Source organism: Bradyrhizobium sp. SMVTL-02, assembly GCF_051853005.1.
GTDB lineage: Bacteria > Pseudomonadota > Alphaproteobacteria > Rhizobiales > Xanthobacteraceae > Bradyrhizobium.
In genome coordinates, this window is the sequence record NZ_CP182469.1 from 5,960,314 (window position 1) to 5,976,490 (window position 16,177).

Annotated in this window: 15 protein-coding genes; 4 read left to right on the top strand and 11 right to left on the bottom strand. The window is 65.3% G+C overall.

The features are described 5' to 3' along the window. Nucleotides 1–159 precede the first annotated feature (159 nt). Nucleotides 160–423 carry a hypothetical protein gene (locus ACNJYB_RS28545; protein WP_439369869.1) on the bottom strand — a complete coding sequence of 88 codons (264 nt, stop codon included), beginning with the start codon at nucleotides 421–423 and terminating at the stop codon, nucleotides 160–162. A gap of 277 nt (nucleotides 424–700) precedes the next feature. Between ACNJYB_RS28545 and ACNJYB_RS28550 the strand changes: the two genes are divergently transcribed. From ACNJYB_RS28550 to ACNJYB_RS28560, 3 genes are all read left to right on the top strand, one after another. Next, on the top strand, nucleotides 701–1,933 hold the full coding sequence (locus ACNJYB_RS28550; RefSeq protein WP_439369871.1) for an SMP-30/gluconolactonase/LRE family protein: 1,233 nt from the start codon (nucleotides 701–703) through the stop codon (nucleotides 1,931–1,933). A gap of 121 nt (nucleotides 1,934–2,054) precedes the next feature. Then, nucleotides 2,055–3,176 carry a D-alanine--D-alanine ligase family protein gene (locus ACNJYB_RS28555; protein ID WP_439369872.1) on the top strand — a complete coding sequence of 374 codons (1,122 nt, stop codon included), beginning with the start codon at nucleotides 2,055–2,057 and terminating at the stop codon, nucleotides 3,174–3,176. 374 nt (nucleotides 3,177–3,550) lie between these two features. Beyond that, a complete protein-coding gene (locus ACNJYB_RS28560) occupies nucleotides 3,551–4,861 on the top strand; it encodes an ABC transporter substrate-binding protein (RefSeq protein ID WP_439369874.1) in 1,311 nt (436 codons plus the stop codon). Between the two features lie 210 nt (nucleotides 4,862–5,071). Here the strand turns inward: ACNJYB_RS28560 and ACNJYB_RS28565 are convergent, their stop codons facing one another. The 9 genes from ACNJYB_RS28565 to ACNJYB_RS28605 form a co-directional block, all read right to left on the bottom strand. Beyond that, nucleotides 5,072–6,241: a Gfo/Idh/MocA family protein gene (locus tag ACNJYB_RS28565; RefSeq protein ID WP_439369875.1), complete on the bottom strand. Its 1,170-nt coding sequence runs from the start codon at nucleotides 6,239–6,241 to the stop codon at nucleotides 5,072–5,074. Between the two features lie 43 nt (nucleotides 6,242–6,284). Next, the gene (locus ACNJYB_RS28570) at nucleotides 6,285–6,599 is read right to left on the bottom strand and encodes a septal ring lytic transglycosylase RlpA family protein (RefSeq protein ID WP_439369877.1); all 315 of its coding nucleotides are present in this window, start codon (nucleotides 6,597–6,599) and stop codon (nucleotides 6,285–6,287) included. Between the two features lie 100 nt (nucleotides 6,600–6,699). Continuing rightward, nucleotides 6,700–7,545: a CmcJ/NvfI family oxidoreductase gene (locus tag ACNJYB_RS28575; protein WP_439369878.1), complete on the bottom strand. Its 846-nt coding sequence runs from the start codon at nucleotides 7,543–7,545 to the stop codon at nucleotides 6,700–6,702. Nucleotides 7,546–7,879: 334 nt separating this feature from the next. Then, nucleotides 7,880–8,818 (bottom strand): ABC transporter substrate-binding protein, encoded by a 939-nt coding sequence (locus tag ACNJYB_RS28580; RefSeq protein ID WP_439369880.1) that lies wholly within the window; start codon nucleotides 8,816–8,818, stop codon nucleotides 7,880–7,882. Next, a complete protein-coding gene (locus tag ACNJYB_RS28585; protein ID WP_439369881.1) occupies nucleotides 8,815–9,909 on the bottom strand; it encodes an LLM class flavin-dependent oxidoreductase in 1,095 nt (364 codons plus the stop codon). Before ACNJYB_RS28585 ends, ACNJYB_RS28580 begins: the two co-directional genes overlap by 4 nt. Nucleotides 9,910–9,935: 26 nt before the next feature. After that, nucleotides 9,936–11,108: an acyl-CoA dehydrogenase family protein gene (locus tag ACNJYB_RS28590; protein WP_439369882.1), complete on the bottom strand. Its 1,173-nt coding sequence runs from the start codon at nucleotides 11,106–11,108 to the stop codon at nucleotides 9,936–9,938. Beyond that, nucleotides 11,102–11,899, bottom strand: coding sequence for an ABC transporter ATP-binding protein (locus tag ACNJYB_RS28595; RefSeq protein WP_439369883.1), 798 nt, complete (start codon nucleotides 11,897–11,899; stop codon nucleotides 11,102–11,104). Before ACNJYB_RS28595 ends, ACNJYB_RS28590 begins: the two co-directional genes overlap by 7 nt. Continuing rightward, complete coding sequence (locus ACNJYB_RS28600; protein WP_439369885.1) at nucleotides 11,893–12,915, bottom strand: ABC transporter permease; 1,023 nt, start codon at nucleotides 12,913–12,915, stop codon at nucleotides 11,893–11,895. Before ACNJYB_RS28600 ends, ACNJYB_RS28595 begins: the two co-directional genes overlap by 7 nt. Then, entirely contained in the window at nucleotides 12,893–13,996 is a 1,104-nt protein-coding gene (locus ACNJYB_RS28605) for an ABC transporter substrate-binding protein (protein ID WP_439369886.1), read from the bottom strand. The genes ACNJYB_RS28600 and ACNJYB_RS28605 overlap by 23 nt, the downstream gene beginning before the upstream one ends. Nucleotides 13,997–14,469: 473 nt before the next feature. On the opposite strand from ACNJYB_RS28605, the gene ACNJYB_RS28610 reads away from it, so the two are divergent. After that, entirely contained in the window at nucleotides 14,470–15,450 is a 981-nt protein-coding gene (locus tag ACNJYB_RS28610) for an ABC transporter substrate-binding protein (protein WP_439369887.1), read from the top strand. A gap of 124 nt (nucleotides 15,451–15,574) precedes the next feature. Here ACNJYB_RS28610 and ACNJYB_RS28615 read toward each other — a convergent pair whose 3' ends face one another. Next, entirely contained in the window at nucleotides 15,575–16,021 is a 447-nt protein-coding gene (locus ACNJYB_RS28615; RefSeq protein ID WP_439369889.1) for a hypothetical protein, read from the bottom strand. Nucleotides 16,022–16,177 lie beyond the last annotated feature (156 nt).

Below are 16,177 nucleotides of genomic sequence, written 5' to 3' on the forward strand. Positions count from 1 at the left end.
GGAGGCTCGATGGGTCTGTTTCTAGACGAGAAATGGCCGCAACTGCAACGCCAAAAGATGGTCAGGACGGCTGACCTGGTTCGCGATTGCTGCTCGTCCTCGCGATACAAAGGCCCTTATTGTGCTTCGCTCCTTCCGAAATAAGGAAGCTGCGACAGACTAGCCCGCGCGGCGGGCGCGCGCCCTGCTCTCCCAGCGGTCCAGCATCTGGCCGAGCTCGCCGGTGGCTAGCTTTGCAACTGCGTTGGAATTCGCGGCTTCGTTGGTGTTGGCGGGCGCGGCAGCGCGCAGCCAGCCCGGCTCGCTGTATTCCCGCCAGCGCCGCGCCTCCGCCCGACGTTTGCGGGAGGCGAGATCGCGGGTGAAATAGCCAGCGGCGAACGCGACGGCGAGTGCAATGACCAGTGCAACGACGGCTAGCACAGAGACTCCCGGTATTTGCCCCGCGCATCGTTCTGCCAGCATCGGGCACGAGGTCAAGGCTTGACACACCCCGAAATCGGCCCCGCTTGACCGCCGGCGGCCGAGGCGAATTGTCGCCGTGCAGCTTCGCACAGCCGCAATGCGGCAATGTTGCGGCGACCCCGCGGCATCGCGCTGAGGCTGCGAAGCTGCCCCTCGCAACCGAACGCGGACCGGATTAACCTTCGCCTCGCTCGGCCGGATCAACCGGCCAGCCGAACATGACCGGGAGGACGCGATGACACGCCAGGAGGCTCCTGAGCAGGAGCAGCGTGCGCAGGATGCTGCGCTTTCACGACGAACACTTGTCCGGGGACTGGCGCTCGGCGCCGCCGCCACAATGGCTGGCCCCGCGCTGGCCCAGACCGGGCCTGCCGCACCGCCGACGACGATCACCACACCGCCGCGCGATTTCGGCCCGGGCGGCGCGCCGACCACCTATTTCTGGGACCCCGACATCATCGCGGTCGATCCGTCCTTCAACGATCTCGCGCAGCCCAACACCGCGATCAAGCGTCTCTACACCGGCCTGTTGTGGGCGGAGGGTCCGGCATGGAGCGCACAGGGGCGTTATCTGCTCTGGAGCGACATTCCCAACAACAGGCAAATGCGCTGGACCGAGGACGACGGCCGCGTCAGCGTCTTCCGCTCGCCCTCCAACAATTCCAACGGCAACTCCTTCGACTTCCAGGGCCGCCAGCTCTCCTGCGAGCACCTGACGCGCCGGGTGACGCGCTACGAGCATGACGGCACCGCCACGGTGCTGGCGGATTCCTATCAGGGCAAGCGGCTGAACTCGCCGAACGACATTGCCGCGCATCCCGACGGCAGCTACTGGTTCACCGATCCGCCCTATGGCGGCCAGCTCTATGAAGGCGAGCCTGACGTCGCGGGCGGCCCGAGCAACGCGAGCGGCAAGCTCAATCCGCGGATCGGACAGCCGGCCGGCTTCGTGCCGGGCAAGCGCGAGCTGCCGACCAACTGCTATCGCATCGATCCCTCCGGCCGCATCGATCTCGTCGTCACCGAGGACCAGGTGCCCGATCCGAACGGCCTGTGCTTCTCGCCCGACTACAAGAAGCTCTACATCGCCTCGACCGGCAAGGGACCGGGCGATACCGGCCCCGGCGGCAACGGCGAAATTTTCGTCTTCGACGTCGGCACGGACAACAAGCTCTCCAATCTCAAGAAGTTCAGCGATTGCGTGATCGACGGCGTGAAGTGCGGGCCCGACGGCCTGCGCTGCGACGTCAACGGCAATGTCTGGTCCTCCAGCAATGCCGGCCGCGCCGTCGGCTACAGCGGCGTGACGGTGTGGTCGCCGGAAGGCAAGCTGCTCGGCCGCATCCGTCTGCCCGAAGTCTGCGGCAACGTCTGCTTCGGCGGTCCCAAGCGCAACCGCCTGTTCATGGCCGCGAGCCAGTCGCTCTATGCGGTGTATACGGCGACGCAGGGCGCGGGGCCGGGCTGAAACGCAGCGAGCCTTGATACGACACGGCGCCGGCGGGCCTCGCCGGCGCCGAACTATTTCGATCGATGCGCCAGCCGGGCAACAGAGGTGACTTTCGGACAGAGCACGTCATAATTGAGCCATGGCAGAGAAAATTCGGGTCGTTGTTCTCTATGGCGGCCGGTCCGGCGAGCATGAGGTCTCGCTGAAATCGGCGGCCTCCGTATTCAGGCATCTCGACCGCACCCGCTTCGAGGTGATCCCGGTCTCCATCGACAAGGAAGGTCGGTGGCAATGGAACGATCTTGGCTCGCTCGATCTGGCGCAGACGACGTCCTTGCCGATCCTGCCCGAAGCGCCCGAGATACGGCTCGCCAGAGAACCTGACGGACGCGTCGCCCTCGTGCCTGTAACCGCGGGGACGATGGACCCGATCCATATCGACGTCGTCTTTCCAGTGATCCACGGGCCGCTTTGCGAGGATGGCACCGTGCAGGGCCTGCTGGAACTGGCCGACGTCGCCTATGTCGGTTCGGGGGTGCTCGCCTCCGCCGTCAGCATGGACAAGGATGTCGCCAAGCGACTCGCCGAATTCGCCGACATTCCGGTTGCGCCCTATCGCGTGCTCACCCGCACGACCTTCGTTCAGGACCGATCGTCGTCGCTTGCGAAGGTGAGCGAGGGCCTGAGTCTGCCGGTCTTCGTCAAGCCGTGCAACATGGGCTCCAGTGTCGGCATTCACAAGGTGAAGGATTGGGATGCGCTCGCAGCCGCCCTCGACGATGCGTTCCGCTACGACGTCAAGGTGCTGGTCGAACAGGGCATCGACGCGCGCGAGATCGAGGTCGCGGTGCTCGAAGGCGAGACGCTGTTCGCCAGCCTCGCCAGCGAGCTGAATCCCAATGCGCATCATGAGTTCTATTCCTACGAGGCCAAGTATCTCGACCCTGACGGCGCCCGGGTCGACCTTCCAGCCAGGCTGGATGCCGCGCAGATGGAACGCGTGCGGTCGCTGGCGACGCGGGTGTTCGCGGCACTCGAATGCAGCGGCTTCGCGCGCGTCGACTTCTTCCTCGACCGCAAAACTGGTGAGTTCTATTTCAACGAGATCAACACCCTGCCCGGCTTCACCTCGATCAGCATGTATCCGAAGATGATGGAAGCCTCGGGCGTGCCGTATGGCGAGCTGCTGACCCGCCTCGTCGATCTGGCGCTGGACCGACACCGGCAGCGGCAATCGCTGGAGCGGGGCTACGCGAGCTAGGTTGTTTCCGCTCGAACCGAAACAGTCGCCACCGGCGAAGCGATGGCCGAGCCCATCGCCGAAGGTGCAACGCGCGAGGTTGACTTGTCGCCCTTCGATCCCGCCCGGCTGGCGGCGCTCGATCCATCGCTGCTGCAAGCACGCTGAAGCGCTCGACGACGCCGCGGCTCGCCAATCGCTCGCAGCCGACCCGCGCCGAGGTCAGGTCCATCGCTCCGCGGGGAGAGGACGGACGTTTTCCTTGGTTTTTGCCGACGCGATGGGTCTGCCGCCGGCGCCTATCGACCTTGGGCGATGTTGACTTTCCGCTACTGCACTCCCAATACTTCGCAAAAAACGACAACCAATCATAAGACTTTTTGAGGGAGGATAGGATGCCGACTTCACGCAGGCAGCTGCTGAAGGGTACGGCGGCTGCCGCCGCTACACTCAGCCTCGATTGGACCAGGGCCCAGGCGCAAGCCGAGACATTGCGCATCGGCCTGATCTACGACCTCACCGGCCCCTTCGCCGCCGGCGGGTCGGTCGCCTCGTCGATCGGCGCGCAGATCGCGATCGATCTCGTCAACGAGAAAGGCGGCGTCGGCGGCAAGTACAAGGTTGCTCCCGTCGCTGCGGATTCCCAGAGCAAACCCGACGTCGCGATCAACGAGGCCGAGCGCCTGATCAGTCAGGAGAAGATCGACATCCTCAACGGCGTCTATGCGAGCTCGCATGCGGTGCCGCTCGCGGCCAAGGTCGAGCAGCAGAAGAAGATCCTCTGGATCACGACCGCGGTCTCAACCGCCGTGTTCAAGGACAAGAACCTGCAATACGTGTTTCGCGCGCAGATCCATTCGGATCAATACGGCCAGGCCTTCGCCGCCTTCCTCACCGAGCATGCCAAGTCCAAGCTCGGCATGGAGCCGGGCGAGGTGAAGGTCGCGCTGATCCACGAGGACGGCCCCTATGGCGTCGGCGTCGCCGCCGCCGACGAGGCCTATGCCAAGCAGGCCGGCGTCCAGGTGGTTCTGCGCGAGGGCTATTCGGCCTCAGCGCCCGACCTCTCGGTGCTGGTGACGAAGATCAAGCGTGCCAAGGCCGACGTGATCTCCCATGCCGGCTACAACCCCGACATCACCCTGTTCCTGCGCCAGGCGCGCGAAAGCGGATTGCGGTTCAAGATGCTGTTCGGGGCAGGCGCCGGCTACAGCCAGCTCGACAAGCTGCGCGCCACCTTCGGCGCCGACATCGACAATTTCTGCAACATCGATCCGGTGCCGGCGCAGCTGCTCGATCCGGCCAAGCTCGCGCCGGGAATCGGCGATCTGATCAACGCGATGGTGACGCGCTACAAAGCCAAGACCGGCGCCACCGACGTGCCGCCGCATTGCTCGATGGGCTTCAACCAGACCTGGGTGCTGCTCAACGACGTGCTGCCGGTCGCCAAGGAGAAATACGGCAGCTTCGAGCCCGAGGCGATCCGGAAAGCGGCGCTCGACGTCGATATCCCGGCCGGCGGCACCATCCAGGGCTATGGCGTAAAATTCTTCCCGCCGGGCACGCCGCTGTCCGGCCAGAACGAGCGCTCGACACCGGTGGTGATGCAGAACGCCGGCGAGCACATCTCGGTGGTGTGGCCGACCAACATCCGGACGCAGGACCCGGTCTTCCCGCTGCCGAAGGGCTCGACCTACGGGGCGTAGGGAGGTCTCGCTACACGAGCGGTGCACCCTCTCCCCTTGTGGGAGAGGGTGGCTCGCCGCGTAGCGGCGAGCCGGGCGAGGGGTCTCTCTCCGCACGTGAATTTCTTGCTGATGAAGCGAGTGGAGCGAGACCCCTCATCCGGCGCTCCGCACCACCTTCTCCCGCAATGGGAGAAGGGAAGACAGCGTGCCTGCGGAGACAAGTTACTTTCACAACACCACCCTTCTCCCCTCCTCCGCCGCCCAGTAACCAGCATAGTTCACCTTGATCGTCTCGTAGGCCAGCGCGAGGTCCGACAGCGGCTGGCGCTCTGTGGCGGCGCATTCCATGAAGTCCTGGATCTCCTGCAGATAGCCGCGCGTCCACTCCTCCTCGAGGCAGACATATTGCCAGCCGGTCTTGCGGTCGACCTTTTCGGTGATGTAGACGCTCGCGAGCTTCTCCTCGCTGGTCTGGTAGCTCGTCAGATGATTGTTCGGCGTGATGTTGGCGAACAGCGAGCCACCGCTCGTGTAGGTTTCGATCAAATTGCGCACGCCGCCCATGATCATGTCGCCGGAGAACACGGTGGCCTTGGTGCCGTCGGAGAAAGTCGCGGTGAGCGTGCCCCAGTCCTCGACGTCGACGGGATTGGCCTTGATGTAGCTGCGCTCCTCCGGCTTCAGCACGGCGGTGACGTTGCCGACATCACCGGTGACGCTGGCGACATGGATGCTCTCGCCGCGCGCCCTGGCTTCCACCTGTTTCAGATACAGCACGGCCGAGAGCGGATGGCAGCCCATGCGGATCAGCGAGCCGCCGCCGGTCATCGCCCATTGCGCCGCGTGCGCGGCGTGCGAGCCGGAATGGCTCTCCTCGCCCTTCATGAACAGGATCTTGTCCTTGGTCGCCGTGATGATCTCCGCGGTCTTGGTCACCGCCGGCGCGTAGATCCAGTCCTCGGCATACATGAAAAGCTTTCCGGTCCGCTCGATCGCGGCGCGCGTCCTGTCCATCTCTTCGATCACGCGCTCATACATCAGCGCCTTCGGCACGTGCTTGCCGATCGGCTGCGTGTCGCCATCGCGCCCGAAATAGCCGGCGAAGGGCTTTTCGCAGATCACGTGCTTGCCGGCCTGCATGCTGGCGACGATAATCTCCGCATGGAGGTTCGGCGGGGTGCAGATGTCGATGACGTCGAGCTCGCCGTCCGCGATCAGCTCGGCGAAGCTCCGATAGACCCGCGGGATATTGTGATGCCGGGCAAAGGCGACGACCTTGTCGCCGCGCGCGGCGACCGCCGCAACCTCGACGTCCACGCCATAGACGCGCCGGAACGCATACACGTGCAGCTCCGACACGAAGCCGCAGCCGACGAGTCCCACCCTTATCCTGGCCATAGCGCCCCCTTGCTTCGGGCGGCACTATAGCGCGCCCGGGGGCCTAATCCACCGAGACGCGCACCACGCCCGCGCTCATCATGCCGAGCGCACGAGCGGCAGGGACCGAGAGATCGACGATGCGGCCGCGGATGAAGGGGCCGCGATCATTGACGCGGCACTGGATCGTGCGCCCGCTGTAAGACACCCTGAGCACGCTGCCGAACGGGCGCGTGCGGTGGGCGCAAGTCATTTCGCCGCCTTTGCCGACCTTTCCATACCCGTAATAGGAGGCAAGGCCGCTTTCGGCTTTTGCAACGGATATCAAGGCAAGAGATAAAGTCACGAGACCAAGCAATAGAGTCGTCTGCGCGTGCACGGCACCGCTCCCGGGTTGCCTGCCCGGCGCTGCAAACGTCGCTAGTTTCCTCAGGTTCCGGGAACCCTGCCGGAAGTGCCGGCAGGGCCATCACACTTTGTTACTGCCGGTGGAACACCAGCGTGCGGACTTCGATGCTTTCGCGGGGCGCCGCATCGACCGGCGTGGTCGGATCGACGAAGGCGGTATGCGGCCCGAAACGGGTGCGGCCGTCGGTTGCGGAATCGTAGCACTTCAGCAGCAACGCCTCGTCCGGCGTCATCTCGGGGAAATAGAACCAGCGGTGGCTGGGATTGTATTTCACCGAATAAGTCTCGCCGCGGCGGTTGGGATAGATCAGGTCGGATGCGACGAGATCATCGGGCTTAACCGTCGTGCCGTCCGCCATCGCGAGCGGTGAATCGCGCAATGGGCCGCGGATCGGCCGCCACAGATTGATCACCTGCACGCGCCCCTTCAGCAACTCCTCGGCCTCGTCAGGCAGATGCTCGCGCACGCGGTTGGCGCCGGAGGTGACGGTCTGATCGACGTGGACGCGCGTCGCCGGCTGACGCGGACCGCCGCCACGGATATCCGGCGCACCATCGACACGCTTGCGTACCGTGTGGTCGAAGATGACGACGCGATCGGCCTTCAGCGTCGCACGCAGAAACGCCTCGACCGCGGGATAGTAGACGCTGCGGATTTCCTCCTCGTTGTAAAAGTCCTTCACCTGCGTCGGGTGACGCACCAGCGCAAAGCCCTCGCGATCCAGCGAGAAGTTCTGAGCGATCAGGCGTGCATCGAAGATCGGGACCTGGTGCGGCTCCGGCAGTGACGTGCTCTTGGGCTCGCCGGGCGGCGGATCGAAGGCATAGGTGCGCGGCTTGGCCGATGTCGGCGCGAGATAGTTGAGTTCGGCAGTGACGAAGGGAAGCGATTCGATTTTTGTTTCTTGCAGGCCCATGGCCGGTCTCCCGATGTGGTCGTCGAATTGATTTTTGCGGGGGTGCACCGTGCCGCAAGAGCTGCGGTGCAAATAGCAATGAGGGTGTTGTTGCTGGAGGGGAGCGCAGAAGAAATCCTTCGAGGGACGCAGGTGAGCGGTGGTCTCCTTCTCCCCTTGTGGGAGAAGGTGGCGCGTAGCGCCGGATGAGGGGCATCTATCCCCGCGTTCGAAATGCCAGAGATGTGATCGCGGAGAGCCCTCACCCGTCTCGCCGCTTCGCGGCGAGCCACCCTCTCCCAAGGACCCACAAGGGGAGAGGGGAAGAACCGCGTCCGCCCGACGCAAGCGCGCGCTACAACCCCGTCTTCGCGATCGCGTCCGCAAACGAGCGGTCGACGATCTCGGCTGCATCGAGCTTCTGCTTGATCAGCCCCCAGCGGAAATACAGATCGATCGTGCTCTGCTCGTCCGCGACCACGCCGTCGTCGATCGGCGCGATGCGGATCTTGGCGCGCGAGAGCCAGTTCTGCGGCACGGCTGTGGGGATGTTCATCAGCCTGCCCCAGGTCGCGGCATAGCTGTCGACATTGTTCAGCGACCACGCGCGCGCCGCGGTGAGGCGGCGGACGAAGTCCGTCAGCTCGGCGCGCTTGTCCCTGATCGCGTCGGGGCGCGCCACCTGGAAGCTCAGGCCCGGTGTCAGGCCTTCGGAGGTGATGATGCGGCGCGACTTGAATAGCACCTCCTCCTGGCTGACATAGGGCTCCCACGTCGACCACGCGTCGACCGAGCCTTGCGTGTAGGCGATCTTCGCGTCCGACGGCGCCAGGAATGCGATCTGCACGTCGCTCGCACTCCAGCCGTTCTTCTCCAGCGCGGCGAGGATCAACTGATGGCCGATCGAGCCGCGGCCGGTCGCGATCTTCTTGCCGCGCAAATCGGCAAAGCTCTTGATCGGCGAAGTCTCGGGCACAAGGATGGCGAGCCCCTCGCGCGTCTGCCGGATCGCGGCGATCGCCTTCACCGATGCGCCGGAGGCAGCGGCAAACGTGAAGGGCGCATCCCCAACGAGGCCGGTCTCGATCGCGCCGGCACTGAGCGCTTCCAAGAGCGGCGCGGCTGCCGGAAATTCCCTCCACTCGATCTTATAGGGGACATCCTTGAGCGCGCCGGCGGCTTCCATCACGGCCTGCGAATTGCCCTTCTGGTCTCCGACCCGCAAGGTCGTTTGCGCCGCCGCCAGTTCAAGCGAACCGAACAGCAGCGCACCGGCCAGCATGAGGCGGATCATTCCGCCGCCTCGCCGCGAACCGCCTGACGCTTGGCAACCAGCTCGCGCGTCAGCGGGATCAGCTCGCGGCCGTAGTCGATGGCGTCAGGAAGCGGATCGAAGCCACGGATCAGGAAGTGGCTGACGCCGAGGTCGTAATAGTCACCGAAGACTTCGGCGACCTGCGCGGGCGTGCCGACCAGCGCCGTGGTGTTGCTGTTGGCGCCGGTGAGCTTTGCGATCTCCGTCCAGAGCCGCTTGTCGATGCGGCTGCCCTGGTCGGCCAGCGACAATAGCCGCTTTGCGCCGTCAGTGGCGTGATTGGGTCGGCGGTAACCGGTCTGATCCTGAAGCGCGGTGGCGCGTTCGAGAATGTGCTCCGCCTTCTGCCAGGCTTTCTCCTCGGTATCGGCGAGGATCGGCCGCACCGACAGACTGAAGCGCGGGCTCGGCCGCCCATGCTTGGCCGCCGCCGCACGCACGCGCGCAGTGACGTCGCGCACCTGAGCATAGGATTCGCCCCACAGCGCAAAGGTGTCGGCATGCTTGCCCGAGACCTCGATCGCCGCATCCGAGCCGCCGCCGACGAAGGTATAGATGCCGCCCTTTTGCAGCGGTTTCACCTGGGAGAAGCCGTTCTCGACGGTGTAATATCTGCCGCTGTAGTTGAACGGCTTCTCGCTGGTCCATTCCAGCCGCACCACGTCGAGGAACTCGCTGGTGCGGGCATAGCGCTCGTCCTTGTCGTCGAGCGTGTTGCCGTCCTGCCGGAGTTCGATGGCGTTGCCGCCGGTGATGACGTGCAGCGAGACGCGGCCGCCATAGAGCTGGTCGAGCGTGGCGAGTTGGCGCGCAAGCAGCGTCGGCGCGGTGAAGCCCGGGCGCTGGGCGATCATCACCTTGAGCTTTTTGGTGATGGTCAGCACGTGCTGGGCGACCTGCAGCGCATCCGGCGTGGTCGAATGGAACGCAAGCAACGCGCGGTCGAAGCCGGCGAGTTCATGCGCCTTCGCGACCGTCTCGATATAGTTCGGATCGAGCACCGGTCCCTGGCGCACGATGGTCTCGGAAGCATTGCTGTTGGCGATAAAGCCGATGAACTCGACCGACATCGGGGAACTCCTTGTAAGTGATGGGGTCAGACGTCAAGCGCTGCGCGCCCTGCGGAGATTTTCGTAGAGTCGTCCTGGGGAGTGTGAACGCGACCGCAGAGCACGTCGCGGTAATGCCGCTCCAGCGGATTTTTGCGCGACAGACCGTGATTGCTGGTCAGCGACAAGGCGTCCTCCACTGCGGCCACGGCGTTATTCGTCACCGTCAGTTTGATGATGTTGGACTCGATCGCGCCGAGCCGCAAGCCGTCGTCGAAATCGGAAGCAAAACTGTCGATCAAGCGTGCGTTGACCGCGAGCCGCGCCTCGATGCCGCCGAGGATTTCCTGCGCCCGCGGCAAGGTCGCCAGCGGCGCGCCGAGGCTGCCGGGCACCCGTGTCTTCAGGAAGGTCACCAGCCAGTCGCGCGCCGCGCGGGCGACGCCGTCATAGATCGCGGCGACCAGGATCGTGTGGACGGTCGCCTGCGTGACGTCGGGCGCGCGCCAGTCCGCGGGCTTGCGCACATCGACCTCGGAATCCAGCGGAATCACGACGTCGTCGAAGATCACGTCATGGCTGCCGCTGGCGCGCAGGCCGTGGTGGTCCCAGGTCTCGACGATGCGCGTGCCCGGCAGGCCGGCCGGCACCAGGAACTGACCGACGCGCGGCTCGGCCTCGTCGGTTCGCGCCCACACCAGATACCATTTCAGAATCGGCGAGCCCGTCGAATAGATCTTGTGGCCGGTGAGACGCCAGCCAGTTTCGGTGCGCCGGGCGATCGTTGCCGGGAGGCCGCCGCGCGCGGGCGAGCCGAGCTCCGGCTCGACCCGAAGCGCATTGACCAGCGCAAGGCCTTCGACGCTTTCGCGCGCGAGCTTGCGCGACAGCCGCGCCGGCCAGGTCGGGCTGCGCGCCATAACCAGATGATTGATGTAATGCATCGACAGCACGAGCGCGGTCGACGGATCGGCCTTGCCGAGGATACCGATGACGCGGGCGGCGTAGCGCGCACCCGCGCCGGCGCCGCCATGGGCCGCGGGCACCGTCAGCGACAGCAGGCCGGCCTCGGACAGTTCGCGGAAATTCTGGAAGGGGAAACTGCCCGAGCGGTCGTGCTCGGCCGCGCGCGTGGCAAAGGTTTCGGCCAGCGCCTCGGCACGGGCGATATAGTCGGGTTCGCGGTGAGCCGTGCGGCCCTTGGCTGCAGACGTTACCATGTGGCGTCCAGCCCCAACAGGCCAAGGATCTGGCGGCGCAGATCGGCAAGATACGGGTCGCCGCGATGGCGCGGATAGGGGCGGTCGATACGGATGTCGGCCTTCACGCGCGCGGGCCGGTCGCTGAACACGATCACGCGGTTGGCGAGAACCAGCGCTTCCTCTGCATCATGCGTCACCAGCAGCGTGGTAAAGCCTTTGCGCTGCCAGAGCGACACGAGCTCGGCCTGCATGGTGATGCGGGTCAGGGAATCCAGTTTTCCCAGCGGCTCGTCGAGGATCAGGATCTTGGGATCGTTGACCAATGCGCGCGCCAGCGCGACGCGCTGCGCCATGCCGCCGGAGAGCTGATGCGGATAGGCGCTGCGGAACGACGACAGCCCGACGAGATCGAGCGCGGCGTCGACGCGGTGACGCTGGCTCTTGAGGATGCCCTGGGCCTCGAGGCCGAGGGCGACGTTGTCCCAGACCGACCGCCAGGGAAACAGCGTCGGATCCTGGAACACGACGACGCGGGAGGGATGCGGATGTCTGATGCGCTCCTCATCCTCCCGCAGCCTGCCCGCCTTGGGCTTGTCGAGGCCAGCAACGAGGCGCAGCAAGGTCGACTTGCCACAGCCGGACGGGCCGAGCAGCGCGACGAATTCGCCGGGCTCGACCGAGATGCTGACGTCGCTGAGAACAGGCAGCTCGGCGCCGTCGATGTCGAAGGCGTGGCTGACCTGCTCGATGTCGAGCGCGGCGCCGGCGGGTGGACGCGTGATCGCCTCGGCGAAAGCTGCCTCTACCATTTGACGGTACCCTTCTGCCAGACCAGCAGGCGATCGCGGATCGAAAACAGCAGCGTGATCGCCCCGGAGCAGAGCAGCGACATCACGATCAGCGCCGCGTACATGTTGGCGTAGGCGGCCCAGCCCTGCGCCCATTGCAGGTACCAGCCGAGCCCGGCCTTGACGCCGATCATCTCCGCGACGACGAGCACGGCGAAGGAGGAGCCGAGCCCCATGAACAGGCCGACGAAGACATGCGGCAGCGCCGCGGGGATTGCGACTTTCAGCACCAGGAAGGACGGCTTTGCACCCAGCGTGCGCGCGACGTCGTAATAGGCGTTGCTGACACTCGCGACACCGGACCAGGTCAGCACCGTGACGGGAAAGCCGGTCGCCAGCGCGATCAGGAAGGTCGAGGCGCTCCAGCTCGATGGGAAGGTGAAGAAGGCAATCGGCAGCCAGGCCGTTGCCGGCAGCGGTCCGATGAAGCGCAGCACCGGATGCACCCAATAGCCGACCGCGCGCGACCAGCCGATCGAGACGCCGGTCACAAAGCCGACCGTCGCGCCGATCAGATAACCGCCGAGCTGGAGCTTGATCGAGGCGAAGACGCTGTCGAGCAGTTTTGGCAGATCGTCGGTATAGACCTCGATGATCGCCTGCGGCGGCGGAAAGAACGGCAGCGGCAGCCAGGCGAATTTCGCAGTCGCCACTTCCCACACCGTCAGGAAAGCGCCAATCGCGACCAGCCACGGCGCGCGCTTATGCAAGGCCTTGCCGGCGGAGCCGAGATAATCCGCGCCGGCGGTTCCGAACAGCGCGATCGCCGCGATAATGAAGGCGGCGATGCCGAGCGAATGCGTCCGCGACCAGTCGCCCACGTCCTCCCACCACAGGCAGGACAGGCCGAAGGCGATCCAGGCGATGCTGGCGAGCACGCCGACGCCGGACTCCCGGATCCAGGTCGCCAGCAGCGGCGCACGCGAGGCGCGCGGCGCGCCGGAGGCAAGGCCGTCAGACAGCGAATACGTCGACATAGATGCGCTCCGCGAATTTGGCGGTGTCGGTGCTCTGCTTGAAGACCTGCACGCTCTTGAGATCGTCGGCATAGGCCTTCAGTTCGCGCTTGAGCACGTCGCCGACGGGATGATGATGGTGGGTGTGGTAGCGCACCATGCCCTCGATGTCGGCGAGCGTCGCCGCCTTCGGCGCGTAGGGCTGGAACGATTTCGCCGCCACCGCCGAATTTTGCGAGGTGAACATCGCGGCGTCGAGCAGCGCCTCGGTGATGGCGCGCGCGACCTGCGGCTCCTCACGCACCAGGCTGCCGCGCAGGCCGAGGATGCAGCAGCTCTTCTCGCGGTACTCGCCATCGAGGTTCGAGGCGACTTCCTTGTATTGCGTGTCCTTGAGCCAGAGATAGGCGAGCGGATCGGAGGACAGGAAGGCCTGCACCTCGCCCTTCTCCACGGCGACGTTGAGCAGGTTGCCGGGATAGGCGCGCCAGTCGACGTCCTTCACCGGATCGATGCCGAGTTTTGCCAATTGGATCGAGAAGAAGTTCTTGTCGGGACCGGCGAGATCGCCGACCGCGACGATCTTGCCCTTGAGATCGGCGAGCTTGGCTACACCGGAGTTGGTGCGCGACAGCACGCGCATGCAGCCGCCGTGGGTGCCCGCGGCGATCTTGACGTCAAAGCCCTGCTCCAGCGGCTTCAGCCAGCGCAGCGCCATGCCGAGGCCGGCATCGCTCTTGCCCGTCGCGATCGCCTCGAGCAGCTGGTCGGTCGAGCCGGAATAATTGACGAGCTCGACGTCGAGATTGTGCTTCTGGAAGAAGCCGTGCTCGATCGCGACCGGCACCGGCGCAAGACAAACCGCGCCCGCATTCCACGACAGTTTCAGCTTGCGCGGCGCGCCCGTGAGCGCGGGCGCATCGGAAGCCGTGCGACACAGCGGAAACTCCGAGAAGTCGACGCCGGGCGCGATGGCACGCGGTGCGAAGGCCTGAGCTGCGCCAAAGGCGCCAAGCGGCGCGGCGAACGCCGCAGCTAGGCCCGCCTGCAGCAGATGACGTCGGTCGAGGCGCGATCCGCCGCGCGTGTCATTCTTGTCCATCAGCCCCGCTCCTGAGTTGGCACGGCTCCGCCGTCCGCGCAGCGCATAGCGTTGCGCATGTTCCGTACGGAGCTGCGTCGAGAGAATATTCTTCGCTGGCGCTTTTCGCGTCGCGTTGATGCGATGCGCAAATCATGCGGCCCAGTCGCCGCATCGTCAATGAAATGGAATTTCGAATGTGAGGCGAAGCGAAGTCATTCTCTCCATCGGGGCGTGCGGGAACGATGAAGGATTTTCGCTGCCGCATCGCCTTGCAAACTGCGCGGCGACTCCGTTGCCGGCTTCATCCGTGCGCGTCTTCCGCTGCGCACGCCGCACGTTCTCGAAAGCAGCACTTCGTTGAAACGTCCTTGCCGATCGCGAGCGCAATACGGTTGGCCATTTCATTGACTGCGGACTGCGCGGCCATAGACTCGATCGTCTCGCTGCATCGTCCGCTCACGCCTCGTGAGCGACGCAACAAGACGGATCCAATGAGCATCAACTCCCACGACCATTCCATCACCCGCCGGCTCGCCACCTCGCTGCTGGCCGCCGCCATCACCCTGTCGACGGCCGTTGCATCCCTCGCGGCCGAGACCGTCGTGCTGCGCGTCGGCGACCAGAAGGGCGGCAACCGTTCGCTGCTCGAAATCTCCGGCTACGCAAAGGACCTGCCCTACAAGATCGAATGGTCGGAATTCCCCGCGGCGGCGCCGATCCTCGAGGCGCTCAATGCCGGCGCGCTCGACGTCGGCTACACCGGCGACCTCTCCTTCCTCTCGGTCTATGCGGCGGGCGCGCCGATCAAGGCGATCGGTGGCACGCGTTCGGACGCGAAGACACAGGCGATCCTGGTGCGCCAGGATTCGCCGATCAAGTCGGCGGCCGATCTTAGGGGTAAGCGCCTCGCCGGCACGCGTGGCGGCTGGGGCCAGTTCCTGATCGATGCGACGCTGGAGAAGGCGCAGATCAGGCTGGAGGATGCGACCTTCGCGCCGCTCGGCCCCGTGGATGCCAAGATCGCGCTGGTCGCGGGCTCGATCGACGCCTGGGCGGTCTGGGAGCCCTATGTCTCGTTCGCGACCTTGAAGGACAAGGCGCGCGTGATCGCCGACGGCGAAGGCCTGACGCCGACCATCACCTTCATCGTCGCCTCGGACAACGCCATCGCCACCAAGCGCGCAGCGGTGCAGGACCTGGTGCAGCGGCTGAACAAGGCGCGGCTGTGGTCGCTGGACCATCTCGGGGAATACGCGAAGAACACGGCCGAGCTGACAAAATTGCCGGAGGACGTGCTGCTGTCGGCCTACACCGCGCAGCGCACCAGCCCGATCGTGATCGACGAGAACGTGGTGAAGGAGATCCAGGCCGCCTCGGATCGCTCGACGCGCTACGGCATCCTGCCGAAGCAGCTCGACGTCAGCAAAGCCGTGGACCGTAGCTTCACCGCCGCGGCCGCGGGATCGAACTAAACGGAGGCGGCAGGATGCGCAGGCCTCGCCCCAAGGCAGGCCCGCTGCATCTCGCCGCGATCGTGCTCATGCATTTCGCCTGCATGAGCCTGATCGTGTGGCTCTCGCTCTAGCCGCGCTAGGGTCACCAATAGGCGCGGTAGTACGGACGAGCGTACGGCCGATAATAGCCGTAGTAGGGCCGATAGTAGCGGCGGTAGCCATAGTATCGCGGATAGGCATACGGTCCGTAGCCGTAATAGGCCGGCGCGTAGCCGTAGGCGTAGCCCGGATATCCATAGCCGCCGTAATACGGTCCGCCATAATAGCCGTAGCCGTAAGGCGCGCTGCTGGCGATGGCGCCGCCGATGATTGCGCCGGCCGCGAGGGCGCCGACACCCCAGCCCCAGCCGCCGCCCCAACCGCCGCCCCAGCCGCGCCCGCGCCAATAGACCTGCGTGACATCATCGCCGACTGCCGCTTTCATGGCCGCGACATTGGTCGGCAGCGGGGCTGCTGCGGCCTGCCCGATTTGGCCGACCATGACCGCGCTCGCCAGTGAACAGGCAATTGCCGTTTTCCAGATCCTCATCGTCTTGCTCCCTGTCTGACGTTTCGCTTGGAAAAAGGATCGCAGGCCTATGATCGGGCAACGTTGCGCCAAGTCAAAGCCTCGATTTGGCGTGCGGCGCACAAGAGAGCGGGTGCATGCCTCAATTTTGGTCGGGGATCGCCGATATGGCACCGA